Below are 23,764 nucleotides of genomic sequence, written 5' to 3' on the forward strand. Positions count from 1 at the left end.
AAACGGTGATTTTGAAAAAAATGGGTAACAACGTCGTCGTACTGGGCACCCAATGGGGTGACGAAGGTAAAGGGAAGATTGTCGATCTTCTGACTGAACGGGCTAAATATGTTGTACGCTACCAGGGCGGTCACAACGCAGGCCATACTCTCGTAATCAACGGTGAAAAAACCGTCCTCCATCTTATTCCATCAGGCATTCTTCGCGAAAACGTCACCAGCATCATCGGTAACGGCGTTGTGCTGTCTCCCGCTGCGCTGATGAAAGAGATGAAAGGCCTGGAAGACCGTGGTATCCCTGTTCGTGAGCGTCTGCTGCTCTCCGAAGCCTGCCCGCTGATCCTGGACTATCACGTGGCGCTGGACGTGGCGCGTGAAAAAGCGCGCGGCGCGAAAGCCATCGGCACCACCGGTCGTGGTATCGGCCCGGCTTACGAAGACAAAGTTGCACGTCGCGGTCTGCGCGTGGGCGATCTCTTCGACAAAGCGACCTTCGCTGAAAAACTGAAAGAAGTGATGGAATATCACAACTTCCAGCTGGTGAACTTCTACAAAGCTGACGCTGTTGACTACCAGAAAGTGCTGGATGACGTCATGGCGATCGCAGACATTCTGACCGGTATGGTTGTTGATGTGTCCGATCTGCTGGACCAGGCGCGCAAGCGTGGCGATTTCGTCATGTTTGAAGGTGCGCAGGGTACGCTGCTGGACATCGACCACGGTACCTATCCGTACGTAACGTCCTCTAACACCACCGCGGGTGGCGTGGCAACCGGCTCCGGCCTGGGCCCACGTTATGTGGATTACGTTCTGGGCATCATCAAAGCATACTCCACTCGCGTGGGTGCGGGTCCATTCCCGACCGAGCTGTTTGATGAAACCGGCGAGTTCCTGTGCAAGCAGGGTAACGAGTTTGGCGCGACCACCGGTCGTCGTCGTCGTACCGGCTGGCTGGACGCGGTTGCTGTGCGTCGCGCCGTGCAGATCAACTCCCTGTCTGGCTTCTGCCTGACCAAGCTGGACGTACTGGACGGCCTGAAAGAAGTGAAAATCTGCGTAGGCTACCGTATGCCGGATGGCCGCGAAGTGACCACCACGCCGCTGGCCGCTGACGACTGGGAAGGCATTGAGCCAATCTACGAAACCATGCCGGGCTGGTCTGAGACCACCTTCGGTGTGAAAGAGCGTAGCGGCCTGCCAAAAGCTGCGCTGGACTACATCAAGCGTATTGAAGAACTGACCGAAGTGCCGATCGATATTATTTCTACCGGCCCGGATCGTACTGAAACGATGATCCTGCGCGACCCGTTCGACGCATAATCTTCGTGACTGCTGGCCTGCGGGGAGACCCGTAGGCCGGATAAGCGCAGCGCCATCCGGCGACCGCTCCTGGATCTCCGCTTTTTCGCCCCGTCTGTCAAATAAATTAGCCGCTAACTATCTGGCTGGTTTATCATCATTAATGAATATCTCTGCGGTTTAACCGCGTTTTCCCTTTTTCCTGAGGTTGATGTGCAGTTAACAAGTTTCACCGATTACGGCTTACGCGCGCTGATTTATATGGCGTCGTTACCCGATGGGAAGATGACCAGTATCTCTGAAGTCACAGAGGTATACGGTGTGTCCCGTAATCATATGGTCAAAATAATCAATCAACTTAGTCGTGCCGGATACGTTGCTGCCGTCCGCGGGAAGAATGGAGGGATCCGTCTCGGTAAACCGGCACAGAGTATCCGTATTGGCGATGTGGTACGTGAACTGGAGCCACTATCTCTGGTGAACTGTAGCAGCGCGTTCTGCCACATTACGCCCGCTTGCCGCCTGAAACAGGCGCTTTCAAAGGCCGTGCAAAGTTTTCTCATGGAACTGGATAACTACACGCTGGCCGATTTGGTTGAAGAGAATCAACCGCTTTATAAATTATTGCTGGTGGAATGAAGAAAATTTTCACCGGAGCTGACAACGGAGGAACCGACATGTCACAAGATCCTTTCCAGGAACGCGAAGCCGAAAAATACGCGAATCCTATCCCCAGCCGCGAGTTCATCATTGAACACTTAACAAAACGCGAAAAACCCGCCAATCGTGAAGAACTTGCCGTTGAATTAAACATTGAAGGTGAAGAGCAAATTGAAGCCCTTCGCCGCCGCCTGCGCGCCATGGAGCGCGACGGCCAGCTGGTCTTTACCCGCCGCCAGTGCTACGCGCTGCCGGAACGCCTCGACCTGCTGAAAGGCACCGTTATTGGTCACCGCGACGGCTTTGGCTTCCTGCGCGTGGAAGGCCGTAAAGACGATCTGTACCTCTCATCTGAACAGATGAAGATGTGTATCCACGGCGACCAGATCCTGGCGCAGCCGCTGGGCGCTGACCGTAAAGGCCGCCGCGAAGCGCGCGTGGTGCGCGTACTGGTGCCAAAAACCAGCCAGATTGTAGGCCGCTATTTTACCGATGCGGGCGTCGGCTTTGTGGTGCCGGATGACAGCCGTCTGAGCTTCGATATTCTGATCCCACCTGAAGAGGTGATGGGCGCGCGCATGGGCTTTGTGGTGGTGGTAGAACTCACCCAGCGCCCAACCCGTCGCACCAAAGCGGTGGGTAAAATCGTCGAAGTGCTGGGCGATAATATGGGCACCGGCATGGCCGTTGATATGGCGCTGCGTACCCATGAAATTCCGTACGTCTGGCCGAAAGCGGTTGAAGATCAAATTGAAAACCTGCGTGAAGAAGTGCCGGAAGAGTCCAAAGCTGGCCGCGTCGATCTGCGCTCCCTGCCGCTGGTCACCATTGATGGTGAAGACGCCCGCGACTTCGATGACGCCGTGTACTGTGAGAAAAAACGCGGTGGTGGCTGGCGTCTGTGGGTGGCTATCGCTGACGTAAGCTATTACGTGCGTCCACACACGCCGCTGGATAACGAAGCGCGCAGCCGCGGTACGTCGGTGTACTTCCCGTCGCAGGTGGTACCGATGCTGCCGGAAGTGCTCTCTAACGGCCTCTGTTCCCTCAACCCGCAGGTGGACCGCCTGTGTATGGTCTGCGAAATGACCATCTCCAGCAAAGGTCGACTGACGGGCTACAAGTTCTACGAAGCGGTGATGAGCTCCCATGCGCGCCTGACCTACACCAAGGTCTGGCATATGTTGCAGGGCGATCAGGATCTGCGCGAACAGTACGCGCCGCTGGTCAAACACATTGAAGAACTGCACAACCTCTATAAAACGCTGGATCAGGCGCGCGAAGAGCGCGGTGGGATCTCGTTTGAGAGTGAAGAGGCCAAGTTTATCTTTAACGCCGAGCGTCGCATCGAGCGTATCGAGCAGACCCAGCGTAACGATGCCCACAAGCTGATTGAAGAGTGTATGATCCTGGCGAACATCTCGGCGGCCCGTTTCGTTGAGAAAGCCAAAGAGCCTGCGCTGTTCCGTATCCACGACAAGCCAACCACGGAAGCCGTGACCTCATTCCGCTCCGTGCTGGCTGAGCTCGGCCTGGAGCTGCCTGGCGGTAATAAGCCTGAGCCACGCGATTACGCCGAGCTGCTGGAATCCATCAGCGATCGTCCTGACGCGGAAATGCTGCAAACCATGCTGCTGCGCTCCATGAAGCAAGCGATTTACGATCCGGAAAATCGGGGCCACTTTGGCCTGGCGTTGCAGTCTTACGCGCACTTTACCTCGCCGATCCGCCGTTATCCGGATCTGTCGCTGCACCGTGCGATCAAGTATCTGCTGGCGCACGAGCAGGGCCATAAAGGCAACACGACTGAAACCGGTGGGTATCACTACTCCATGGAAGAGATGCTGCAACTGGGTCAGCACTGTTCCATGACCGAGCGCCGTGCGGATGAAGCGACGCGCGACGTGGCGGACTGGCTGAAGTGTGACTTTATGCTGGATCAGGTTGGTAACGTCTTTAAAGGCGTGATTGCCAGCGTCACCGGCTTTGGTTTCTTCGTGCGTCTGGATGAGCTGTTTATCGACGGTCTGGTGCACGTTTCCAGCCTCGATAATGATTACTACCGTTTCGATCAGGTCGGTCAACGTCTGATCGGCGAATCCGGCGGCCAGACCTACCGTCTGGGCGATCGGGTGGAAGTGAAGGTTGAAGCCGTAAATATGGACGACCGTAAGATCGACTTCAGCCTCATCTCCAGCGAGCGTGCTCCGCGTAACGTCGGCAAAACCGAGCGCGAGAAAGCGAAAAAAGGCGGCAACGGTAAAGCGGGCGGCAAGCGACGTCAGGCAGGTAAAAGAGTAAACTTTGAGCCAGACAGCGCCTTCCGTGGCGAAAAGAAGCAGAAGCCCAAGGCGGCAAAAAAAGACGCCCGAAAAGCGAAAAAGCCGTCGACTAAAACCCAGAAAATAGCGGCCGCGACCAAAGCGAAGCGCGCGGCGAAGAAACAGCAGGCGGAGTAATTTCCCCTCACCCTGACCCTCTCCCCAACGGGAGAGGGGAAATATTTATTACGAGAACCATCAATGAGTGAAATGATTTACGGCATCCACGCGGTGCAGGCCCTGCTGGAGCGCGCACCGGAGCGTTTTCAGGAAGTCTTTATTCTGAAAGGGCGCGAAGACAAACGTCTGATGCCGCTGATCCACGCGCTGGAAGCGCAGGGCGTCGTGATCCAGCTGGCGAACCGCCAGTATCTGGACGAGAAAAGCGAAGGTGCGGTGCACCAGGGCATCATCGCGCGCGTGAAGCCGGGCCGTCAGTATCAGGAGAACGATCTGCCGGATCTGATCGCTGAGCTGGATAACCCGTTCTTCCTGATCCTTGATGGCGTAACCGACCCGCACAACCTGGGTGCGTGCCTGCGTAGCGCCGATGCAGCAGGCGTGCATGCGGTGATTGTGCCAAGAGATCGTTCCGCGCAGCTTAACGCGACCGCTAAAAAAGTGGCCTGCGGCGCGGCGGAAAACGTTCCGCTGATCCGCGTGACTAACCTGGCGCGCACCATGCGTCTGTTGCAGGAAGAGAATATCTGGATCGTCGGCACGGCCGGTGAAGCGGATCACACCCTGTATCAGAGCAAAATGACCGGCCGAATGGCGCTGGTGATGGGGGCTGAAGGTGAAGGCATGCGTCGCCTGACCCGCGAGCACTGCGACGAGCTGATCAGCATTCCGATGGCGGGCAGCGTGTCATCCCTGAACGTTTCCGTTGCAACGGGCATCTGCCTGTTTGAAGCGGTGCGCCAGCGCGGATAGCCTTTTATGCCGGGTGACGGCTTCGCCTTACCCGGCCTACAAAGGCACGGTACCGTAGGCCCGGTAAGCGCAGCGCCACCGGGCATTTACCTCACTCCTCTAACGACCGCAAATGGTCATCCTTCCTCAGCGTCATCAGCGCGAAAATACTCACCACCGCCGTTGCCATCACGTAGTAGGCCGGAATGTCCAGGTTGCCCGTCTGCTTAATCAGCCCGGTAATGATTAACCCCGCACAGCCCGAAAAAATCGCGTTCGATAACGAATAGGCCAGCCCCAGCCCGGTATAACGCACGCGCGTGGGGAACATCTCAGACAGCATTGCCGGTCCCGGCCCTGCCAGCATCCCCACCAGACCGCCCGCAATCAGCACCACCATCGCTTTAACTGCCAGCGTACTCGATTCTGCCTGCAAAATTTTCAGCAGCGGCAGGGCGAGGATCAGCAGGAGCACGGTAGCGATAATCATCACCGTTCGCCGCCCGATCCTGTCGCTCAGCATGCCCGACGGAATGATAGTAAGCGCAAACCCAATGTTAGAAATCACCGCAATCAGCAGCGCCTGGTTGAAACCGGTGTGCAGCGCAGATTGCAGATAGGTCGGCATAATCACCAGATAGGTATATCCCGCCGCAGACCAGACCATCACCCGGCCAATGCCCATCAGAATGGTTTTGAACGTGGCGGCGGTGCTGGCCTGAGTCATAACCGGTTTTTCCCGTTGCTGCACAAAGCTCGGCGTCTCTTCCATGCTCACCCGCAGCCATAGCGCGACCGCACCCATTGGCAACGCCAGGAAGAACGGAATGCGCCAGCCCCAGTCGTGCAGGGCTTCAGGCGTGAGGAGGGCAGAGAGCAGCGCGACAATGCCTGCGCCCGCTAACAGCCCGAGCGCCACGGTGAAGGACTGCCATGCCCCGTAAAGGCCACGCTTGCCGCGCGGGGCGAACTCTGTCATTAACGAAACCGCACCGCCGTACTCTCCGCCCGCGAACAGTCCTTGCAGAATACGCAGGAGCGTAACGATCAGCGGCGCGGCAATGCCGATACTGGCGTAGACCGGCACAATGCCAATAGCGGCGGTGGCGAGCGTCATCAGTATCAGCACAATAATCAGCGTCGGCTTGCGGCCAATCCTGTCGCCAATGCGGCCAAAGACCACCGCACCCAGCGGGCGGAAGAAAAAGGCGATGGCGAACGAGGCCCAGGTGAGGATCAGGCTGGTCAGCTCCGCTTCCCCTTCAAGCTGGAAGAAGTTTCTGGCAATGACGGTTGCCATAAAACCGTAAACCGCAAATTCATACCACTCAATGAAGTTGCCGATGGAGCCTGCAATTAATGCACGCTTGTGCGCATCCTGTTGCATAACGATCCTCACAAAAACGGGGTAAGAATAAATTATTCAGCATTAGCGAAGTAATGAAATAGTTTATTCTTATGTTCTGTGAGCTATTTCACGGATGATATCAACACGATCGCCATCGTGTGACTCCTCTCCCATGCAGCGCGTTTGCCCTCTGTCCATACTTACCTTTATTGCCAATGAAAGGAGGGAGACAGCATGCACTGGCAGACGCATACCGTTTTTAATCAACCTGCACCGCTATCGAACAGCAACCTTTTCCTCTCTGATTGCGCCCTGCGCGATGCGGTAGCGCGTGAAGGGGCGGAGTGGGATCTGGATCTTCTTGCCAGCATCGGACAGCAGTTGGGCACGGCGGAGTCGCTGGAGCTGGGCAGGCTGGCGAACGTTAACCCGCCGGAACTGCTGCGATATGACGCCACGGGAGCGCGGCTGGATGACGTCCGCTTTCATCCGGCATGGCATCTTCTGATGCAGGGGCTTTGCGCCAACCGGGTACACAACCTGGCGTGGGAAGAGGCGGCGCGAAAAGGATCGTTCGTCGCCCGGGCCGCGCGTTTCGTGCTGCATGCCCAGGTGGAGGCGGGAACGCTATGCCCGGTAACCATGACCTTTGCCGCCACGCCGCTGCTGCAACAGTTGCTGCCCAACCCCTTTCAGGACTGGTTAACCCCGCTGATGAGCGATCGTTACGATCCCCATCTCGCCCCGGGCGCGCAAAAGCGCGGCCTGCTGATCGGCATGGGGATGACGGAAAAGCAGGGCGGTTCGGACGTGCTCAGCAACACCACCAAAGCAGAAAAATGCAGCGATGGCAGTTACCGGCTGGTGGGGCACAAATGGTTTTTCTCCGTACCGCAGAGCGATGCGCATCTGGTGCTGGCGCAGGCGAAAGGCGGGTTGTCCTGCTTTTTTGTCCCGCGTTTTCTGCCCGACGGGCAGCGCAACGCGGTGCGTCTGGAGCGTCTGAAGGACAAGCTCGGCAACCGCTCGAATGCCAGCAGTGAGGCTGAGTTTCTCGATGCTTCCGGCTGGCTGCTGGGCGAAGAGGGAGAAGGCGTCCGGCAAATTCTGAAGATGGGCGGGCTGACGCGCGTCGACTGCGCGCTTGGCAGTCACGGACTGATGCGTCGTGCGCTCTCGGTGGCGCTTTATCATGCCCATCAGCGGCAGACCTTCGGCAAAAATCTGATCGACCAGCCGTTAATGCGCGAGGTGCTAAGCCGGATGGCGCTGGTACTGGAAGGGCAGACGGCGCTGCTGTTCCGACTCGCCCGGGCGTGGGACAACCGTACCGATCCGCAGGAAGCCGCATGGGCGCGGCTTTTCACGCCGGCGGCAAAATACAGCGTCTGCAAAGCGGGCATACCGTTTGTGGCAGAGGCAATGGAGGTGCTGGGTGGCGCAGGCTATTGCGAAGAGAGTGAGCTTCCGCGGTTGTACCGTGAAATGCCCGTTAACAGCATCTGGGAAGGCTCTGGCAATATTATGTGCCTGGATGTCCTGCGCGTGCTGGCGAAGCAGCCAGGCATTTTCGACCTGCTCGCCGATGATTTTGCGCAGGTAAAAGGCCAGGACAGGCACTTCGATCGCAGCTGGCGGCAGCTACAGCAGAAGCTGCGTAAGCCACAGGAAGCGCAGGGCAGGGAGATCGCGCAGCAGCTCTTTTTACTGGGCGCCGGAAGCCAGATGCTGCGGTACGCATCGCCGCCCGTAGCGCAGGCGTGGTGCCGCATGATGCTGGATGGCCGGGGTGGCACGCTGATGAGCGAGCAGGTGCAAAACGACCTGCTGCTGCGCGCCACGGGCCGGGTCGGTTAAGCCTTCAGCTGGAACAGGCTCACCAGCCGGGTGAGGTGCGAACCCTTCTCGCGCAACGTCTGTGCCGTCTGCTCGCTGCGTGAGATACGATCGGCATTAATATGCGATGCCTCACCGATGTGCGTCATCGCCAGATTCACCTGGCGAATACCCGCAGACTGTTCGCGGGACGCGTGATTGATCTCGGTGACAAGCTGGCTGATGTTATCTATATGAACAATGATGGAGTCCATCGCCAGGCGCGTTTTTTCAGACAGCGCGTGGCCTTCGCTTACCTTGTTCAGCGTGTCGCCAATCAGCTGTTCAATCTCTTTAACCGCGTTGGCGCTGCGTGCCGCCAGGGCGCGCACTTCCTGCGCCACCACGGCGAAACCTTTGCCGTGTTCGCCCGCCCGCGCCGCTTCTACCGCCGCATTGAGCGCCAGAATATTGGTCTGGAAAGCGATGGACTCAATCACGCGGGTGATGTCTTCAATGCGTTTTGATGCGTCGCGAATATCATCCATGGTGGATACCGCGTGGGTCACCGTCTCTCCACCCTGATGCACCGCGCGCGAGGTTTCACCCACCAGCTGCTGCGTTTGTTCCATGTTAGCGGCGTTTTGCTGCACGGTCGCGGCTAACTGCTCCATGCTGGCGGAGGTCTCCTCAACGCTGCTGGCCTGCTTGTTGATCTGCTCGGAGATCTCGCCGGTGTCTGAAGCCAGCGCGTTAGTTCCCAGATGGATCTCGCCTGCGGCCTCGCGGACCTGCAAGACAATTTTTTGCAGACCGCCGCCGATGCCGTTAATGGCGTCAACCAGCTGGCCGACTTCATCCTGTCGCGTGACCGGCAGGCTGGCACGCAGATCGCCTGCGGCATACTGCCGGGCAAGCTCGATTACCGCGCGCAGCGGGCGGGTCAGCATCCGGCGAATGAGGATAACGAACAGGCCCGCGAAGAGTGCGGATAACACCACGCCCGCCATCAGGAAGCGATCGCGCAGGGTGGTGACGCTTGAAAGCAGTACGGCCTTGTCCACTTCACCCACGATGGTCCAGTTCCAGCCCGCCAGCGGCGTGTAGGCAACTTTGAGCGTACGGCCATCCGCGCTCACGCGTTCCAGCGTGCCGGGTTTGTCACTCAGAAGCTGCTGCTGCGTCGCGGCGTCCCAGGCGGGCAGTTTGCCCTCTTCGCTGGCGTGGAACAGGTACTGTCCGCGCGTTTTACCGCTGCTGCGGTCCAGCACGTAGAAATGACCGCTTTCGCCCAGACGACGGTTAAGGATTTTCTCGCGCATGACGTTCCACGAATGGGTGATGTCCACGCCGACAAAGATAATCCCGATAACCTGGCCTTCCGCATTCTTAACAGGCTGGTATTGCGTGATGTAGCGCTTGCCGAACAGCAGAGCGAGACCACGATAGACTTCCCCTTTCGTGACGGCGGCAAATGCCGGGCTGGTGGTATCCAGAACGGTTCCGATCGCGCGGTCACCGTTCTCTTTTCGCAGCGACGTCGCCACGCGAATAAAATCGTTACCGCTGCGGACAAACAGCGTCGAGATAGCCCCCGTTCGGCTCAGGAAGTCATCAGAAAGCGAATTGTTTTCATGCAACTCCGTTTCACCGCCCTTCAGCAGAGGAACGGTAAGGCCGTTAATGGTCCGGCTCTGGCTGCTGTCGCTGTTCAGTGGCTGTGGCAAAAAGGTGGTGAACAGACGGGTATAGCTTTCAACTTCTTCGCTCAGGCTGGTGTTGAACATCTCTACCATATCCACCATGCCGGTAGACTGGTTATGCAGGTCTTCAACCGCAAGATCTTCAAGCTGCTGGCTGGCGTTGTGGCTCAACAGGAAAGTGAACAGCAAAAAAAGCGTGGCGACACTTGCACCTGTAAGCAGCGATAGCTTCGTGCCCAGACCTGCCCGACGGAAAAAAGTGATCATAAATTGCTCATCATTGAAAAGGTATGGCTGTTCAACGGCAGAGCGGAGAGAACGTTTATCTTTTTACTGTAACTGAATGTTACTAGATTGTTTTTATTGCGTTTCTGGAGAGATAAAAAATTTGCAAAAGTGAAAAGCCACTAAAATTAAGTGGCTTTTATCGGAAGGGATTATGCATAAAGAATGGCCTGTACGCGCCAGAGATTAACATGGTGATCTTCCTGCATCTGGACGATGCGATACCAGGAGGCACCCTGTTCATCGGCCTTCAGGGCGACGACACGTTCCACGTCTTGCGGACTCCCCGTTATATTGTTAACGGAGATCTGACCAATCTCGTTCAGGCCCGTGACGCAATCCGCGCTGGCAAATTCGGCTGACTGCGCCGTGGTGCTCAGCAGGCCTGCTGAAAGTAATAGCGTCGTTAAAGCAAGGGTTCGTTTCATCGTCAGCTCCTTTTCACGTGTCTCCGGTATCCGCCGGGCAATCCTTCGCGAATAAACGCATTTCCGTTGTTGCTGGCATGCAGTTTATTGTGGACAGGAAAATGTCTACGGACGAAAAGCAGTGTAAAGGTCGTTCAAATGATGATGCCTACTTACGGTACAAAATTCCCTGCGCGTACCACTGTCCCGTAATAATGGTTTCATCAATCATAATGATGACGTAATAATCTGCTTTTGCGGCAACGGCCTGCGCTTCAATTGCGTCTTCTGCATCATCCGGTGAACCGCGAACCATCGCGGATACGGTTCCCAGGCGTTGTAATCCTTCCGTCTGATTACGACGAATTTCCTGGGGACGATCGGTAACCGGCGGTGCCGGTTCTGGCGTACCCTGCAATACGGAACATCCGCCGAGCAGTGTGACCAGCAATAAAGCGGTAAGCCTGCGCATAGCCCTGTCTCTTTTCCTGATAGCCATAGTGTAGTTGTCTGCGAATTTAGTTTTGGGGGAATGTTCCCGAAGTGTTATCTGGAACGTAGATTTCGAATGAAAATATCGTGAAACCGTAATCCAGCTCTCAACATTATGAATCATTCATCAGCACAGGATCGACAATGATTGAAATTGAAACGCGCCGCCTGAATGACCATGAAATCCTCCATGCTTTTCCGGCAGGTAAAGGTGAACAACCGCTGCCGGCGGTGGTTTTCTATCATGGCTTTCTCTCCTCGAAGCTGGTCTACAGCTATTTTGCCGTCGCGCTGGCGCAGGCCGGCTTTCGCGTCGTCATGCCTGATGCCCCGAACCATGGTGCACGCTTTAACGGCGATGAGCAGGCGCGGCTGGGGCTGTTCTGGCAAACGCTGCACGGCAATCTGGCCGAGTTCGCCGGGCTGCGTGACGCGCTCTTACAGGCGGGGCTGGTGGAGGGGAAACGGCTGGCGGTCGCAGGCGCATCAATGGGGGGAATGACGGCGCTGGGGATCATGGCCAGGCATCCTGAGGTGACGTCCGTGGCTTGCCTGATGGGGTCGGGCTACTTTACGTCACTGGCAAAGACGCTGTTTCCGCCGCAGGCACCTCAGGAGATTGAGGCTCTGTTGTCTGAATGGGACGTCTGCCACGCGCTTTCGCGGCTGGCCGATCGTCCGCTGCTGCTCTGGCATGGAGATGCCGACGACGTTGTACCGCCCGGTGAAACGTTCCGTCTGCAACAGGCGCTACAGCGCGAAGGGCTGGACAGCAATCTGACCTGCCAGTGGGGAGCCGGTGTCCGGCACCGCATTACCCCGGCAGCACTGGAGGGGACGGTGGCGTTTTTCCGCCAGCATCTTTAAACGCGGAGCACCTTAACACCCTGATCCTCAAGCTTGCTGAGGATCTCAGGGTTGGCGTTTTTGCCGGTGATCACCATGCTGATTTGCTCGGCGCGGCTGAAAAGCATGCCGGCGCGTTCACCGACCTTGCTGCTGTCAACCAGCACCACCAGCTTGCCTACCACGTTAAGCATGTTTTGTTCCGCCATTGCGGTGAGCATATCGGTTTTATACAGGCCATCCGCCGTCAGACCCTTGCCGCTGGTAAACATCCAGTGCCCGGCATAAAGGCTATTTTCACTGTCCTGCGGGCTAAGGGTAATGGACTGGCTCTTGTTGTACTGGCCGCCCATGATCACCACGCTTTCATGTTCCTGGTCAATGAGATAGTTGGCCAGCGGCAGGTAGTTGGTAATGATTTGCACCGGCTTGCCGCACATCTCGCGGCCCAGCAGAAACGCCGTCGAGCCGCAGTTGATCACCACGCTCTCGCCGGGATTCACCAGCTGTGACGCCGCTCGGGCAATCCGCACTTTTTCATCGTGATTCTGCGCCTGGTGAATGTTCATTGGCGTCCAGCGTGGACGCTGCTGGCTGATGGCCTCTGCGCCGTTGCGGACTTTTTTCAGCTTGCCGCTCTCATCCAGCTTGTTGATGTCCCGCCGCGCGGTAGCGGGGGAGATCCCTAAACGTTCGATCACTTTCTCGACGGTGATAAACCCTGTTTGCGCCAGGAGTTCCAGTAAAATTTGATGCCGTTGCGCTTCCGTCATGAGCTATTCCGATAAGAATTGATTTGAAAAGATAATATTTGAAATAGCGTGAAATTACTAAAATAAAAATGACATCGCCAGACGCAGGGTCTGGCGACTGGGCTTCACAATCAGAGGAAGGATTTAAACGGCAGGTCTGGCTCAATAGTAAAGCAATCATCGAAGCCACGCGGGTAGTGGTACTCAAGATTGTCTTTATCCAGCGGCCAGGTGAATTTGCCGCCAACCTGCCAGATGAACGGCTTGAAGCCATACTTGAGGCGGTCTTTTTTCATCTCCCACAGGACGCGGATCTCTTGCGGATCGGCCTGGAAGTTTGACCAGATATCGTGATGGAACGGGATCACCACTTTGGTGTTCAGCGCTTCCGCCATGCGCAGCATATCCGCGCTGGTCATTTTGTCCGTAATACCGCGCGGGTTTTCCCCGTAGGAGCCAAGCGCCACGTCAATCTGATGCTCGTTGCCGTGCTTCGCGTAGTAGTTAGAGTAGTGGGAATCTCCGCTGTGATACAGGGAGCCGCCAGGCGTTTTGAACAGGTAGTTCACCGCGCGCTCGTCCATCCCGTCTGGCAGTACGCCTGCGGCTTTCTGGTCGGCAGGCAGGGTAATCAGCGCGGTGCGGTCAAAAGCATCCAGGGCGTGAATTTCAATGTCTTTGATTTTCACCACGTCGCCCGGCTTCATCACGATGCAGCGCTCTTGTGGTACGCCCCAGCCGATCCACAAATCCACGCAGGTCTGCGGCCCGATGAACGGTACGTCGTCCGCGCAGTTTTGCATCACCGCAGCCGCCACGTTTACGTCAATGTGATCATTGTGATCGTGGGTAGAGAGCACGGCGTCGATCTGGCGAATGGCAAAAGGATCAAGCACAAAAGGCGTGGTGCGCAGGTTCGGCTGAAGTTTTTCCACCCCGGCCATACGCTGCATCTGGTGGCCTTTTTTCATCAGCGGATTGCCGTGGCTCTGCTTGCCGGTGCCGCACCAGAAATCGACGCAAATGTTGGCGCCGCCTTCTGACTTCAGCCAGATGCCGGTGCAGCCCAGCCACCACATCGCAAAGGTGCCAGGAGCAACCTGTTCCTGCTCGATCTCTTCGTTCAGCCAGCTACCCCACTCTGGAAAGGTGCTCAGGATCCATGATTCACGGGTGATGGTTTCCACTTTACTCATCGTTTGACTCCTGCTTTTAATCAAAAATAATCATTATGTGATTTATTGTGATTAATGCTGGCACTGTTTGCATCGATTTGCAATGGCTGGTGTGCGGAAAATTCCCCTCGTCACATCACAGAAAAACCCTCTGTTCGTTGGTAAGATAACCGCTATATATCATTAACCTGGTGAATTTTAAGAATTAATTGGTTGTGCTTCATCGGTAGTGAAAATCATTACAAAAGCTATGGAAATAAATTGCGTGATCCGTCACAAATAATCAAATGCAATCTTGTGGTGATTATTTGTGATTAATAGAGTGATGGCACCAACCACACAAGGATTACCCCTTGTGTTCTCACTTTCTGGAGAGAGTTATGGAGATCCTCTACAACGTCTTTACCGTGTTCTTTAATCAGGTAATGACCAACGCCCCGCTGTTGCTGGGTATCGTGACGTGCCTGGGTTACATCCTGCTGCGCAAAAGCGTCAGCGTGATAATCAAAGGCACCATCAAAACCATCATTGGTTTTATGCTGTTGCAGGCGGGGTCTGGCATTCTGACCAGCACGTTTAAGCCGGTCGTTGCCAAAATGTCCGAGGTGTACGGCATTAACGGCGCCATCTCTGACACTTACGCGTCCATGATGGCCACTATCGATCGCATGGGTGATGCGTACAGCTGGGTTGGGTATGCGGTACTGCTCGCGCTGGCGCTGAACATCATTTACGTGCTCCTGCGTCGCATCACCGGCATTCGTACCATCATGCTTACCGGACACATCATGTTCCAGCAGGCGGGGCTGATTGCCGTTTCTCTCTATATCTTTGGCTACCCAATGTGGACCACGGTCATCTGCACGGCAGTGCTGGTCTCGCTTTACTGGGGCATCACCTCCAACATGATGTACAAGCCCACGCAGGACGTCACGGACGGCTGCGGCTTTTCCATCGGTCACCAGCAGCAGTTCGCCTCCTGGATTGCCTACAAAGTTGCGCCTTATCTGGGCAAAAAAGAGGAGAGTGTCGAAGACCTCAAACTGCCTGGCTGGTTGAATATCTTCCACGACAACATCGTCTCAACGGCGATTGTGATGACCCTTTTCTTCGGTGCCATTCTGCTCTCCTTCGGCATTGACGTGGTGCAGGCCATGGCGGGTAAAACCCACTGGACGGTCTATATCCTGCAAACCGGCTTCTCTTTCGCCGTGGCCATTTTCATCATCACCCAGGGCGTGCGCATGTTCGTTGCCGAACTCTCTGAGGCGTTCAACGGTATCTCCCAGCGTCTGATCCCTGGCGCGGTACTGGCGATTGACTGTGCGGCTATCTATAGCTTTGCGCCTAACGCCGTGGTCTGGGGCTTTATGTGGGGCACCATCGGCCAGCTGATTGCAGTCGGCATCCTGGTGGGCTGTGGCTCCTCCATCCTGATTATTCCCGGCTTTATCCCGATGTTCTTCTCCAACGCCACCATCGGCGTGTTTGCGAACCACTTCGGCGGATGGCGCGCCGCGCTCAAGATCTGCCTGGTGATGGGCATGGTTGAAATCTTCGGCTGCGTGTGGGCGGTCAAGCTCACTGGAATGAGCGCCTGGATGGGCATGGCGGACTGGTCAATTCTGGCACCGCCGATGATGCAGGGCTTTGCCTCCGTCGGGCTGGTCTTTATGGCCGTCATCATCCTGATTGCATTGACTTATATGTTCTTCGCTGGCCGTTCGCTGCGGGCTGAAGAAGATGCGGAAAAACAAACAGCAGAAGTTTCTGCTCACTAAGGAGTTTCGATTATGACCGTACGTATCCTGGCTGTGTGTGGCAATGGGCAAGGAAGCTCCATGATCATGAAAATGAAAGTGGACCAGTTTTTAACCCAGTCAAACATTGACCACACGGTGAACAGCTGCGCAGTGGGTGAATACAAAAGTGAACTGAACGGCGCGGACATCATCATCGCCTCAACGCACATTGCCGGTGAGATTAGCGTCTCGGGTAACAAATACGTGGTAGGCGTGCGCAACATGCTGTCGCCTGCGGATTTTGGACCAAAACTGCTGGACGTGATCAAAGAACACTTCCCACAGGACGTGAAGTAAGGACGCCACATGAAACTACGTGATTCGCTGGCAGATAATAACTCCATCCTTTTACAGGCCGACGCCAGCACCTGGCAGGACGCGGTGAAGCTGAGCGTGGATCTGCTGGTTAAGGCGGACGTTGTCGAGCCGCGTTATTACCAGGCCATTCTGGACGGCGTGGCGCAGCACGGCCCCTATTTTGTGATTGCCCCGGGGCTGGCCATGCCGCATGGACGTCCGGAAGAGGGCGTCAGGAAAACCGGTTTTTCGCTGGTGACGCTGAAAACGCCGCTGGTGTTCAACCACGAAGATAACGACCCGGTCGATATCCTCATCACCATGGCGGCTGTCGATGCCAACACCCACCAGGAGGTGGGGATCATGCAAATCGTCAATCTGTTTGAGGACGAAGCCAATTTCGACCGTTTACGCGCCTGCCGTACCGCGCAGGAAGTACTGGATTTAATTGATCACGCCACTGCGGCGGCAGTTTAAGAGGGAATTGAATATGTCATTACCAATGTTGCAGGTCGCGCTGGATAACCAGACGCTGTCTCACGCCTACGAAACCACCCGCCTGATTGCGGAAGAAGTCGACATCATCGAAGTGGGCACCATTCTGTGCGTAGGCGAGGGCGTTCGCGCGGTTCGCGACCTGAAAGCGCTCTACCCGCATAAAATCGTGCTCGCAGATGCCAAAATCGCCGATGCGGGCAAAATTCTCTCTCGCATGTGCTTCGAAGCCAACGCTGACTGGGTCACCGTGATTTGCTGTGCGGATATCAACACCGCGAAAGGTGCCCTGGATGTGGCAAAAGAGTTTAACGGCGACGTGCAAATAGAGCTGACCGGTTTCTGGACCTGGGAGCAGGCGCAGGCGTGGCGCGACGCGGGTATCCAGCAGGTGGTATATCACCGCAGCCGCGATGCGCAGGCCGCAGGCGTGGCGTGGGGCGAGGCCGATATCAGCGCGATCAAACGCCTGGCCGATATGGGCTTCAAAGTCACCGTTACCGGTGGCCTGGCGCTGGAAGATCTGCCGCTGTTCAAGGGTATTCCAATCCACGTCTTTATTGCCGGCCGCAGCATTCGCGACGCGGCATCTCCGGTGGAAGCGGCGCGTCAGTTCAAACGCTCCATCGCTCAGCTTTGGGGCTAAGGAGCGGGTATGTTGTCAAAACAGGTCCCGCTTGGCATCTATGAAAAGGCACTCCCTGCGGGGGAGTGCTGGCTGGAGCGGTTACAGCTGGCGAAGCAGCTGGGTTTTGATTTTGTCGAAATGTCGGTGGATGAGACGGACGAGCGCCTTTCTCGCCTGGACTGGACCCGCGAGCAGCGTCTGGCGCTGGTGAGCGCCATTGCCGAAACCGGCGTGCGGGTGCCATCCATGTGCCTGAGCGCGCACCGTCGTTTTCCGCTTGGCAGTGAAGACGATGCCGTGCGCGCTGAAGGGCTGGAGATCATGCGCAAAGCCATTCGTTTTGCGCAGGATGTCGGCATCCGCGTGATCCAGCTGGCGGGTTACGACGTTTACTATCAGGACGCCAACGATGAAACGCGCCGTCGTTTCCGGGACGGCCTGAAAGAGAGCGTTGAGATGGCCAGCCGCGCGCAGGTGACGCTGGCGATGGAGATCATGGATTATCCCTTGATGAACTCCATCAGCAAGGCGCTGGGCTACGCACACTACCTGAACAACCCGTGGTTCCAGCTGTATCCGGATATCGGCAACCTGTCGGCATGGGATAACGACGTACAGATGGAGCTTCAGGCGGGCATCGGGCATATCGTTGCGGTGCACGTCAAAGATACCCGTCCCGGCGTGTTTAAAAACGTGCCGTTCGGCACCGGGGTGGTGGATTTCGAACGGTGCTTCCAGACGCTCAAACAGACCGGCTATTGCGGGCCTTATCTGATTGAGATGTGGAGCGAAACTGCGGACGACCCGGCGGCAGAAGTGGCGAAAGCCAGGGACTGGGTGCGCGAGCGGATGGCGCGGGCAGGCCTGCTGGAGGCGGAACATGCTTAAGCTAAAACAGCAGGTCTTTGAGGCCAATATGGAGCTGCCGCGCTATGGCCTGGTGACGTTCACCTGGGGCAACGTGAGCGCCATCGATCGCGAGCAGGGGCGGGTGGTGATTAAGCCGAGCGGCGTAGCCTATGATGCCATGAGCGCTGAAGATATGGTGGTGGTTGACCTCGAAGGACACGTCGTTGAGGGCAAATGGCGTCCTTCTTCAGATACGGCAACCCATCTGGCGCTGTACCAGCGTTATCCGTCTCTGGGGGGCGTTGTTCACACCCACTCCACGCACGCGACCGCCTGGGCGCAGGCTGGGCTGGCAATTCCGGCGCTGGGCACAACCCATGCGGACTACTTCTTCGGTGATATTCCCTGCACGCGCGCGTTAACGCAGGCTGAAGTCGAAGGTGAGTACGAACTCAACACCGGCAGGGTCATTATCGAAACGCTGGGTGAGACGGAACCACTGCACACGCCGGGGATTGTGGTGTACCAGCATGGTCCGTTCTCGTGGGGTAAAGATGCGCATGACGCCGTGCATAACGCGGTGGTCATGGAAGAAGTGGCTCGAATGGCGTGGATTGCGCACGGCATTAACCCGCAGCTTCAGGGCATTGATGATTACCTGATGAACAAGCATTTCATGCGTAAGCACGGACCCAATGCTTATTACGGGCAGAAGTGAATATGTGCTCTGGAATACCGAAACAGCTGTAACCGGTGGTATTCCGGGGCCATTCATAAAAAAAGCCCCCGCGCAGGGGGCAAGTCATATATTGCTTTGATTTTCGTTGGCTTTCCTGGTGCTGGCGATAAAACGTTACTGGTAGATATCTGCACTGGCGTGCATATTGCCGTTGCTGCCGGGCTCACGTGTCAGGATGACGTGATAGTATTTTGCGCCCCGCGCGTCGGTTTCTTCATTCAGCGCCCGATCTGCTTCACTTTCAGTGGCGAAGTTATGATTGATGTAAATTACGCCTAAGCTCTGCACATCATCCATGTTTCTGGCCTGTCGGCTGTCTATCCTGATGGCTGCCATTGCGTTTGCACTGAGCAAAAGCGCAGCCAAAATGGCGATTGCGATTCTTTTCATGATATGCGCTCCACGACTGCGTGCGGTGATACGGGGTAATGCGCTCCTTCTCTGTTTAAGGGATTCTGATTAAAGTGTAATCGCTCCTCTGGTTGCGATGGGTGACCATTTCTGATGGTGTTGTTCAAAAAAACAGCGCTTCTGATGCGAGTGATTTTAAATCACCCACTTAGATCAGCTTTACGCTTTGTGCGAATTATTTGTGCAATCACCTTGTGTTTAGCGGGGGGCGCAAGTATTATGACGCGTCAATTTTTCAGCCGACCTTTAACACGTTCCTTGCCTCCCCGGGCCTCGGCTGACCCAGACAGGAGGCTGAATAATCCGTAAGGAGCAATTCGATGCGTCATTACGAAATCGTTTTTATGGTCCATCCTGACCAGAGCGAACAGGTTCCGGGTATGATCGAGCGTTACTCTGCTGCCATCACTGGTGCAGAAGGCACGATCCACCGTCTGGAAGACTGGGGCCGCCGTCAGCTGGCTTACCCAATCAACAAACTGCACAAAGCTCACTACGTTCTGATGAACGTTGAAGCGCCGCAGGAAGTGATTGATGAGCTGGAAACTACCTTCCGCTTCAACGATGCCGTTATCCGCAGCATGGTTATGCGTACCAAACACGCAGTGACCGAAGCATCTCCGATGGTTAAAGCGAAAGACGAGCGCCGTGAGCGTCGCGATGATTTCGCAAACGAAACCGCAGATGATTCTGATGCTGGGGATTCTGAAGAGTAATTTCTGATGACCAACCGTCTGGTGTTGTCCGGCACCGTGTGCAGGACCCCCCTTCGAAAGGTCAGCCCATCAGGAATTCCGCATTGCCAGTTCGTGCTTGAGCATCGTTCTGTGCAAGAGGAAGCCGGGTTTCACCGGCAGGCGTGGTGTCAAATGCCCGTTATTATTAGCGGACACGAAAACCAGGCCATTACTCACAGTTTAACGGTCGGTAGCGCAGTAATCGTTCAGGGGTTCATCTCTTGCCACAAGGCAAAGAACGGCCTGAGCAAAATGGTTCTGCATGCCGAGCAGATTGATTTGATAGATACTGGAGACTAGCCAAATGGCACGTTATTTCCGTCGTCGCAAGTTCTGCCGTTTCACCGCGGAAGGCGTTCAAGAGATCGACTATAAAGATATCGCAACGCTGAAAAACTACATCACCGAAAGCGGTAAGATTGTCCCAAGCCGTATCACCGGTACTCGTGCAAAATATCAGCGTCAGCTGGCTCGCGCTATCAAACGCGCTCGCTACCTGTCTCTGCTGCCGTACACTGATCGTCATCAGTAATCGGGCACGGTCCATTAATACGACTTTAAGAGGATAAGGTAATGCAAGTTATTCTGCTTGATAAAGTAGCAAACCTGGGCAGCCTGGGTGATCAGGTAAACGTTAAAGCGGGTTACGCTCGTAACTTCCTGGTACCACAGGGTAAAGCTGTTCCAGCTACTAAGAAAAACGTAGAGTTTTTCGAAGCACGTCGTGCTGAACTGGAAGCCAAACTGGCTGACGTTCTGGCGGCTGCTAACGCTCGCGCTGAAGCAATCAACGCACTGGGCACCGTTACCATCGCGTCTAAAGCTGGCGACGAAGGTAAACTGTTCGGTTCCATCGGTACCCGCGATATCGCTGATGCAGTCACTGCGGCAGGCGTTAAAGTGGCTAAGAGCGAAGTTCGCATGCCGAACGGCGTTCTGCGTACCACTGGTGAGCACGAAGTTGACTTCCAGGTTCACAGCGAAGTGTTCGCTAAACTGGTTGTTAACGTAGTAGCTGAGTAATTTTTTACTCTGCTCACGTCGAAGCGCCGGCCTTGTGCCGGCGTTTTGCTTTTTAGCGTGACGCTACGTCATGTTTTGCTATTGTAAGGTCGCTATTCCTGACGCATTCTCTGATAATAAATTGAAACGCAATTTTATTTATGAGATTTGTCATGGATACCGCTCTGCCCACGCCCGTCTTTGCCCGTCGAAATGTGGCCTATGCCTGCGCCACGCTCTGCTGTCTGCTTTGGGGAAGCTCTTACCCGGCCATTAAAAGCGGCTACGAACTTTTTGAGATCGCGACCGATGATATCCCATCCAAAGTCGTCTTTGCCGGATACCGTTTTCTGTTTGCCGGTGCGCTGCTGCTGCTCTTTGCCCTGGCCCAGCGAAAACCGATAGGCAGGCTCACGCCCACGCAGTTTGGCCAGCTCACGATCCTTGGGCTTACCCAGACTACCATCCAGTACACCTTCTTTTATATCGGTCTGGCCTACACCACCGGGGTGAACGGCTCGATCATGAATGCCACCGGCACCTTCTTCAGCGTGCTGCTGGCGCACTTTATCTACCACAATGACAAACTCAGCTACAACAAAACGCTGGGCTGCGTTCTGGGCTTCGCCGGGGTGATGCTGGTGAACTTCCACGGCGGGTTACGTGATTTCCAGTTTGTCTGGCAAGGTGACGGATTTGTCGTGCTGGCGGCCTTTATTCTCTCTGCCGCCACGCTTTACGGGAAACGTATTTCCCAGACCGTTGACCCGACGGTGATGACGGGCTGGCAGCTGGCGATAGGCGGGGCGGCACTGGTTGCGGGAGGCTATATCACGGGCGGGACGCTGGAAGTGCACAGCATGAAGGCCGTCACCGTGCTGGGATACCTGACCCTGCTCTCATCCGTGGCCTTCGCCCTGTGGAGCGCGCTGCTGAAGGTGAACCGCGTGAGCATGATTGCTCCGTTCAACTTTGTCATTCCTGTTGCAGGGACGGTGCTTTCCGCCATCTTCCTCGGCGAAAACATTCTGGACATCAAATATGCGATTGCGCTGGTGCTGGTCTGTTCGGGGATCTGGTGGGTGAACAAGCGGAGCGCCTGAGAAATGACGTGCCGGGAGGCGGCTTCGCCTGACCCGGCCTACGGGAACTAGCGTGCCCGGATAAAACTGCCGTCCGGCTGACGGGTAAACAGCACCTGCTGACCATTCCCCGTATCAATGGTCAGCCCCGTCACTACGCCGCTGGCATTCTGGCGGATCTGCACCATCTGACCATTTTGCAGGTTGCTGAGCGGTTTGCCTGCCCCTTCAACCTGCGCCATGGCATACACATCCGTTGCCGGCAGATTGTGGTCGCGGAACAGCTGGGCAAGGGTTTTCCCTGACTCTACGCGATACGAACGCCACTGCTGCTCAATGCCGGTCGGCTGTTGCGCCTGCGGCTCTGAAGGAGCGGCGGCCTGCTCCTGATCTTCCTGAACGGGTTCAGGTTCAACCGGCGCAACCTGGCCCGGCTCGTTAGAGGGTGTGACCAGCTGCGTCTGCATCGGCTGTGAATCCGGCTGCGGCTGGCTTTGCGACTGGATATCCAGTTCCGCGTTCCGGCTGACCGGCGCGGTATCAACGTTGTCACTGCCGGAAGGAAGCAGGAAGCCGATGACGATCAGCAGCGCGCCAATGATAATGCCTCTGCGGTGCAAAGGCGGCAGCGGGTCCATGATGCGAAAGTTATCCGGCGCATGCCAGATTTTCGCCAGGGTAGGTTTCAGTTCAAATCGCCCGGGCATGGCTCTCCTCCTGCTCCGCGTCTTTTTATCCTGTCCTGAGAAGTGTAGTTTGCTAACTGCCTGATGGGCGTAACAAAGCCAGCTTTCGTGACATATATTTGGGAAAATCCTGACGGCTACTATTGTTTCCGTTTCGCCGCTGTTTGTCACCTTTACTTAAGACAAAGTTTTACCCATAAGGGCATGGCTGATATGCTGCCCGCTACTTTAAATGTGATGGAAGGAAAACCCATGACCACCCCGACTTTTGACACTATCGAAGCGCAGGCAAGCTACGGCATCGGCTTGCAGGTAGGACAGCAGCTGAGCGAATCCGGCCTGGAAGGTCTGTTACCGGAAGCGCTGGTGGCGGGTATCGCTGATGCGCTGGAAGGCAAGCAACCCGCCGTGCCGGTTGACGTTGTGCACCGTGCGCTGCGTGAAATTCATGAACGTGCTGACGCCGTGCGTCGCGCGCGTTTCGAAGAGATGGCGGCAGAAGGCGTTAAATATCTGGAAGAGAACCGCGAGCGTGAAGGCGTGAACAGCACCGAATCCGGCTTGCAGTTCCGCGTAATCAATCAGGGTGATGGCGCTATCCCGGCGCGTACCGACCACGTTCGCGTACACTACACCGGTAAGCTGATCGACGGTACCGTGTTCGACAGCTCCGTTGCGCGTGGCGAACCGGCTGAGTTCCCGGTTAACGGCGTTATTCCAGGCTGGATCGAAGCCCTGACCCTGATGCCGGTAGGCTCAAAGTGGGAACTGACCATCCCGCACAACCTGGCTTACGGCGAGCGCGGCGCTGGCGCGTCCATTCCGCCATTCAGCACCCTGGTGTTTGAAGTCGAGCTGCTGGAAATCCTGTAATCGGTTTTTCTTATTTTCCTCTCTCCAGTCGGGGAGAGGAAAATAGCGATAAAACCTGGAGTTACGACGGAATCAACATTTTGTATTGCAAACGAAACTGTTACGTGTATTTTTGTGAGCTGTTTCGCGCTGTATGAGTGATATGACAC

At 56.0% G+C, this 23,764-nt stretch carries 26 protein-coding genes; 18 read left to right on the top strand and 8 right to left on the bottom strand.

Annotated features, from left to right (window positions below):
- Positions 1-20: 20 nt before the first annotated feature.
- The 4 genes from DBR02_RS12690 (at position 21) to rlmB (ending at position 5,212) form a co-directional block, all read left to right on the top strand.
- Positions 21-1,319, top strand: a complete 1,299-nt coding sequence (locus tag DBR02_RS12690; protein WP_032628076.1) for an adenylosuccinate synthase — start codon at positions 21-23, stop codon at positions 1,317-1,319.
- A gap of 192 nt (positions 1,320-1,511) precedes the next feature.
- Entirely contained in the window at positions 1,512-1,937 is a 426-nt protein-coding gene (gene nsrR, locus DBR02_RS12695) for a nitric oxide-sensing transcriptional repressor NsrR (protein ID WP_063450982.1), read from the top strand.
- A gap of 38 nt (positions 1,938-1,975) precedes the next feature.
- Entirely contained in the window at positions 1,976-4,417 is a 2,442-nt protein-coding gene (rnr, locus tag DBR02_RS12700) for a ribonuclease R (RefSeq protein ID WP_064910249.1), read from the top strand.
- Between the two features lie 63 nt (positions 4,418-4,480).
- Complete coding sequence (gene rlmB, locus DBR02_RS12705) at positions 4,481-5,212, top strand: 23S rRNA (guanosine(2251)-2'-O)-methyltransferase RlmB (RefSeq protein ID WP_003856001.1); 732 nt, start codon at positions 4,481-4,483, stop codon at positions 5,210-5,212.
- Between the two features lie 91 nt (positions 5,213-5,303).
- On the opposite strand, the gene DBR02_RS12710 is transcribed toward rlmB, so the two are convergent.
- Positions 5,304-6,578 carry an MFS transporter gene (locus tag DBR02_RS12710; RefSeq protein ID WP_107534508.1) on the bottom strand — a complete coding sequence of 425 codons (1,275 nt, stop codon included), beginning with the start codon at positions 6,576-6,578 and terminating at the stop codon, positions 5,304-5,306.
- A 195-nt stretch (positions 6,579-6,773) separates the two neighbouring features.
- Between DBR02_RS12710 and DBR02_RS12715 the strand changes: the two genes are divergently transcribed.
- Entirely contained in the window at positions 6,774-8,396 is a 1,623-nt protein-coding gene (locus DBR02_RS12715; RefSeq protein ID WP_107534509.1) for an isovaleryl-CoA dehydrogenase, read from the top strand.
- Here DBR02_RS12715 and DBR02_RS12720 read toward each other — a convergent pair.
- From DBR02_RS12720 to bsmA, 3 genes are all read right to left on the bottom strand, one after another.
- Complete coding sequence (locus DBR02_RS12720; protein WP_107534510.1) at positions 8,393-10,324, bottom strand: methyl-accepting chemotaxis protein; 1,932 nt, start codon at positions 10,322-10,324, stop codon at positions 8,393-8,395. The genes DBR02_RS12715 and DBR02_RS12720 overlap by 4 nt on opposite strands.
- Positions 10,325-10,494: 170 nt before the next feature.
- The gene (yjfN, locus tag DBR02_RS12725; RefSeq protein WP_063450923.1) at positions 10,495-10,770 is read right to left on the bottom strand and encodes a DUF1471 family protease activator YjfN; all 276 of its coding nucleotides are present in this window, start codon (positions 10,768-10,770) and stop codon (positions 10,495-10,497) included.
- 148 nt (positions 10,771-10,918) lie between these two features.
- Positions 10,919-11,248: a biofilm peroxide resistance protein BsmA gene (bsmA, locus tag DBR02_RS12730; protein WP_063867144.1), complete on the bottom strand. Its 330-nt coding sequence runs from the start codon at positions 11,246-11,248 to the stop codon at positions 10,919-10,921.
- 137 nt (positions 11,249-11,385) lie between these two features.
- Between bsmA and yjfP the strand changes: the two genes are divergently transcribed.
- Complete coding sequence (yjfP, locus tag DBR02_RS12735) at positions 11,386-12,108, top strand: esterase (protein ID WP_107534511.1); 723 nt, start codon at positions 11,386-11,388, stop codon at positions 12,106-12,108.
- Here yjfP and ulaR read toward each other — a convergent pair.
- Both ulaR and ulaG read right to left on the bottom strand, forming a co-directional pair.
- Positions 12,105-12,860 carry an HTH-type transcriptional regulator UlaR gene (gene ulaR / locus DBR02_RS12740; protein WP_063867148.1) on the bottom strand — a complete coding sequence of 252 codons (756 nt, stop codon included), beginning with the start codon at positions 12,858-12,860 and terminating at the stop codon, positions 12,105-12,107. The two genes, yjfP and ulaR, sit on opposite strands and share 4 nt — an antisense overlap.
- A gap of 110 nt (positions 12,861-12,970) precedes the next feature.
- Entirely contained in the window at positions 12,971-14,035 is a 1,065-nt protein-coding gene (ulaG, locus tag DBR02_RS12745) for an L-ascorbate 6-phosphate lactonase (RefSeq protein ID WP_063867151.1), read from the bottom strand.
- Positions 14,036-14,394: 359 nt separating this feature from the next.
- Here ulaG and ulaA point away from each other — a divergent pair, with 359 nt between their 5' ends.
- From ulaA to DBR02_RS12775, 6 genes are read left to right on the top strand one after another with little or no spacing between them, the layout of a single operon-like run.
- The gene (ulaA, locus tag DBR02_RS12750) at positions 14,395-15,795 is read left to right on the top strand and encodes a PTS ascorbate transporter subunit IIC (RefSeq protein ID WP_022646831.1); all 1,401 of its coding nucleotides are present in this window, start codon (positions 14,395-14,397) and stop codon (positions 15,793-15,795) included.
- Positions 15,796-15,807: 12 nt separating this feature from the next.
- Entirely contained in the window at positions 15,808-16,113 is a 306-nt protein-coding gene (gene ulaB, locus DBR02_RS12755; protein ID WP_025758276.1) for a PTS ascorbate transporter subunit IIB, read from the top strand.
- A 9-nt stretch (positions 16,114-16,122) separates the two neighbouring features.
- Positions 16,123-16,590 carry a PTS ascorbate transporter subunit IIA gene (gene ulaC / locus DBR02_RS12760; protein WP_107534512.1) on the top strand — a complete coding sequence of 156 codons (468 nt, stop codon included), beginning with the start codon at positions 16,123-16,125 and terminating at the stop codon, positions 16,588-16,590.
- Positions 16,591-16,603: 13 nt separating this feature from the next.
- Positions 16,604-17,254 (top strand): 3-keto-L-gulonate-6-phosphate decarboxylase UlaD, encoded by a 651-nt coding sequence (ulaD, locus tag DBR02_RS12765; protein ID WP_063867155.1) that lies wholly within the window; start codon positions 16,604-16,606, stop codon positions 17,252-17,254.
- A 9-nt stretch (positions 17,255-17,263) separates the two neighbouring features.
- Positions 17,264-18,124, top strand: coding sequence for an L-ribulose-5-phosphate 3-epimerase (locus DBR02_RS12770; protein WP_063867157.1), 861 nt, complete (start codon positions 17,264-17,266; stop codon positions 18,122-18,124).
- Positions 18,117-18,803, top strand: a complete 687-nt coding sequence (locus DBR02_RS12775) for an L-ribulose-5-phosphate 4-epimerase (protein WP_107534513.1) — start codon at positions 18,117-18,119, stop codon at positions 18,801-18,803. The genes DBR02_RS12770 and DBR02_RS12775 overlap by 8 nt, the downstream gene beginning before the upstream one ends.
- Positions 18,804-18,938: 135 nt before the next feature.
- Here the strand turns inward: DBR02_RS12775 and yjfY are convergent, their stop codons facing one another.
- A complete protein-coding gene (gene yjfY, locus DBR02_RS12780; RefSeq protein ID WP_107534514.1) occupies positions 18,939-19,214 on the bottom strand; it encodes a DUF1471 family protein YjfY in 276 nt (91 codons plus the stop codon).
- A 341-nt stretch (positions 19,215-19,555) separates the two neighbouring features.
- On the opposite strand from yjfY, the gene rpsF reads away from it, so the two are divergent.
- From rpsF to DBR02_RS12805, 5 genes are all read left to right on the top strand, one after another.
- Positions 19,556-19,951: a 30S ribosomal protein S6 gene (gene rpsF / locus DBR02_RS12785; RefSeq protein WP_003856034.1), complete on the top strand. Its 396-nt coding sequence runs from the start codon at positions 19,556-19,558 to the stop codon at positions 19,949-19,951.
- A 6-nt stretch (positions 19,952-19,957) separates the two neighbouring features.
- Positions 19,958-20,272 (top strand): primosomal replication protein N, encoded by a 315-nt coding sequence (priB, locus tag DBR02_RS12790; RefSeq protein ID WP_022646836.1) that lies wholly within the window; start codon positions 19,958-19,960, stop codon positions 20,270-20,272.
- 4 nt (positions 20,273-20,276) lie between these two features.
- Complete coding sequence (rpsR, locus tag DBR02_RS12795; RefSeq protein ID WP_000135199.1) at positions 20,277-20,504, top strand: 30S ribosomal protein S18; 228 nt, start codon at positions 20,277-20,279, stop codon at positions 20,502-20,504.
- Positions 20,505-20,545: 41 nt separating this feature from the next.
- Positions 20,546-20,995 (top strand): 50S ribosomal protein L9, encoded by a 450-nt coding sequence (gene rplI / locus DBR02_RS12800; RefSeq protein WP_006810372.1) that lies wholly within the window; start codon positions 20,546-20,548, stop codon positions 20,993-20,995.
- Positions 20,996-21,147: 152 nt separating this feature from the next.
- Positions 21,148-22,077 (top strand): DMT family transporter, encoded by a 930-nt coding sequence (locus DBR02_RS12805; protein WP_107534515.1) that lies wholly within the window; start codon positions 21,148-21,150, stop codon positions 22,075-22,077.
- A gap of 47 nt (positions 22,078-22,124) precedes the next feature.
- Here DBR02_RS12805 and DBR02_RS12810 read toward each other — a convergent pair whose 3' ends face one another.
- Positions 22,125-22,763 carry an OapA family protein gene (locus DBR02_RS12810; protein WP_107534516.1) on the bottom strand — a complete coding sequence of 213 codons (639 nt, stop codon included), beginning with the start codon at positions 22,761-22,763 and terminating at the stop codon, positions 22,125-22,127.
- Positions 22,764-22,994: 231 nt separating this feature from the next.
- Here DBR02_RS12810 and fklB point away from each other — a divergent pair, with 231 nt between their 5' ends.
- Positions 22,995-23,615, top strand: coding sequence for an FKBP-type peptidyl-prolyl cis-trans isomerase (gene fklB, locus DBR02_RS12815; RefSeq protein ID WP_063450910.1), 621 nt, complete (start codon positions 22,995-22,997; stop codon positions 23,613-23,615).
- Positions 23,616-23,764 lie beyond the last annotated feature (149 nt).

Source organism: Enterobacter cloacae complex sp. (assembly GCF_900322725.1).
Lineage (GTDB): Bacteria > Pseudomonadota > Gammaproteobacteria > Enterobacterales > Enterobacteriaceae > Enterobacter > Enterobacter quasihormaechei.

Coding starts and splice junctions, on each gene's coding strand:
- DBR02_RS12690 (WP_032628076.1), top strand. CDS start 21: ATGGGTAACAACGTCGTCGTACTGGGCACCCAATGGGGTGACGAAGGT.
- rnr (WP_064910249.1), top strand. CDS start 1,976: ATGTCACAAGATCCTTTCCAGGAACGCGAAGCCGAAAAATACGCGAAT.
- rlmB (WP_003856001.1), top strand. CDS start 4,481: ATGAGTGAAATGATTTACGGCATCCACGCGGTGCAGGCCCTGCTGGAG.
- DBR02_RS12710 (WP_107534508.1), bottom strand. CDS start 6,578: ATGCAACAGGATGCGCACAAGCGTGCATTAATTGCAGGCTCCATCGGC.
- DBR02_RS12715 (WP_107534509.1), top strand. CDS start 6,774: ATGCACTGGCAGACGCATACCGTTTTTAATCAACCTGCACCGCTATCG.
- DBR02_RS12720 (WP_107534510.1), bottom strand. CDS start 10,324: ATGATCACTTTTTTCCGTCGGGCAGGTCTGGGCACGAAGCTATCGCTG.
- yjfN (WP_063450923.1), bottom strand. CDS start 10,770: ATGAAACGAACCCTTGCTTTAACGACGCTATTACTTTCAGCAGGCCTG.
- bsmA (WP_063867144.1), bottom strand. CDS start 11,248: ATGGCTATCAGGAAAAGAGACAGGGCTATGCGCAGGCTTACCGCTTTA.
- yjfP (WP_107534511.1), top strand. CDS start 11,386: ATGATTGAAATTGAAACGCGCCGCCTGAATGACCATGAAATCCTCCAT.
- ulaR (WP_063867148.1), bottom strand. CDS start 12,860: ATGACGGAAGCGCAACGGCATCAAATTTTACTGGAACTCCTGGCGCAA.
- ulaG (WP_063867151.1), bottom strand. CDS start 14,035: ATGAGTAAAGTGGAAACCATCACCCGTGAATCATGGATCCTGAGCACC.
- ulaA (WP_022646831.1), top strand. CDS start 14,395: ATGGAGATCCTCTACAACGTCTTTACCGTGTTCTTTAATCAGGTAATG.
- ulaB (WP_025758276.1), top strand. CDS start 15,808: ATGACCGTACGTATCCTGGCTGTGTGTGGCAATGGGCAAGGAAGCTCC.
- ulaC (WP_107534512.1), top strand. CDS start 16,123: ATGAAACTACGTGATTCGCTGGCAGATAATAACTCCATCCTTTTACAG.
- ulaD (WP_063867155.1), top strand. CDS start 16,604: ATGTCATTACCAATGTTGCAGGTCGCGCTGGATAACCAGACGCTGTCT.
- DBR02_RS12770 (WP_063867157.1), top strand. CDS start 17,264: ATGTTGTCAAAACAGGTCCCGCTTGGCATCTATGAAAAGGCACTCCCT.
- DBR02_RS12775 (WP_107534513.1), top strand. CDS start 18,117: ATGCTTAAGCTAAAACAGCAGGTCTTTGAGGCCAATATGGAGCTGCCG.
- yjfY (WP_107534514.1), bottom strand. CDS start 19,214: ATGAAAAGAATCGCAATCGCCATTTTGGCTGCGCTTTTGCTCAGTGCA.
- rpsF (WP_003856034.1), top strand. CDS start 19,556: ATGCGTCATTACGAAATCGTTTTTATGGTCCATCCTGACCAGAGCGAA.
- priB (WP_022646836.1), top strand. CDS start 19,958: ATGACCAACCGTCTGGTGTTGTCCGGCACCGTGTGCAGGACCCCCCTT.
- rpsR (WP_000135199.1), top strand. CDS start 20,277: ATGGCACGTTATTTCCGTCGTCGCAAGTTCTGCCGTTTCACCGCGGAA.
- rplI (WP_006810372.1), top strand. CDS start 20,546: ATGCAAGTTATTCTGCTTGATAAAGTAGCAAACCTGGGCAGCCTGGGT.
- DBR02_RS12805 (WP_107534515.1), top strand. CDS start 21,148: ATGGATACCGCTCTGCCCACGCCCGTCTTTGCCCGTCGAAATGTGGCC.
- DBR02_RS12810 (WP_107534516.1), bottom strand. CDS start 22,763: ATGCCCGGGCGATTTGAACTGAAACCTACCCTGGCGAAAATCTGGCAT.
- fklB (WP_063450910.1), top strand. CDS start 22,995: ATGACCACCCCGACTTTTGACACTATCGAAGCGCAGGCAAGCTACGGC.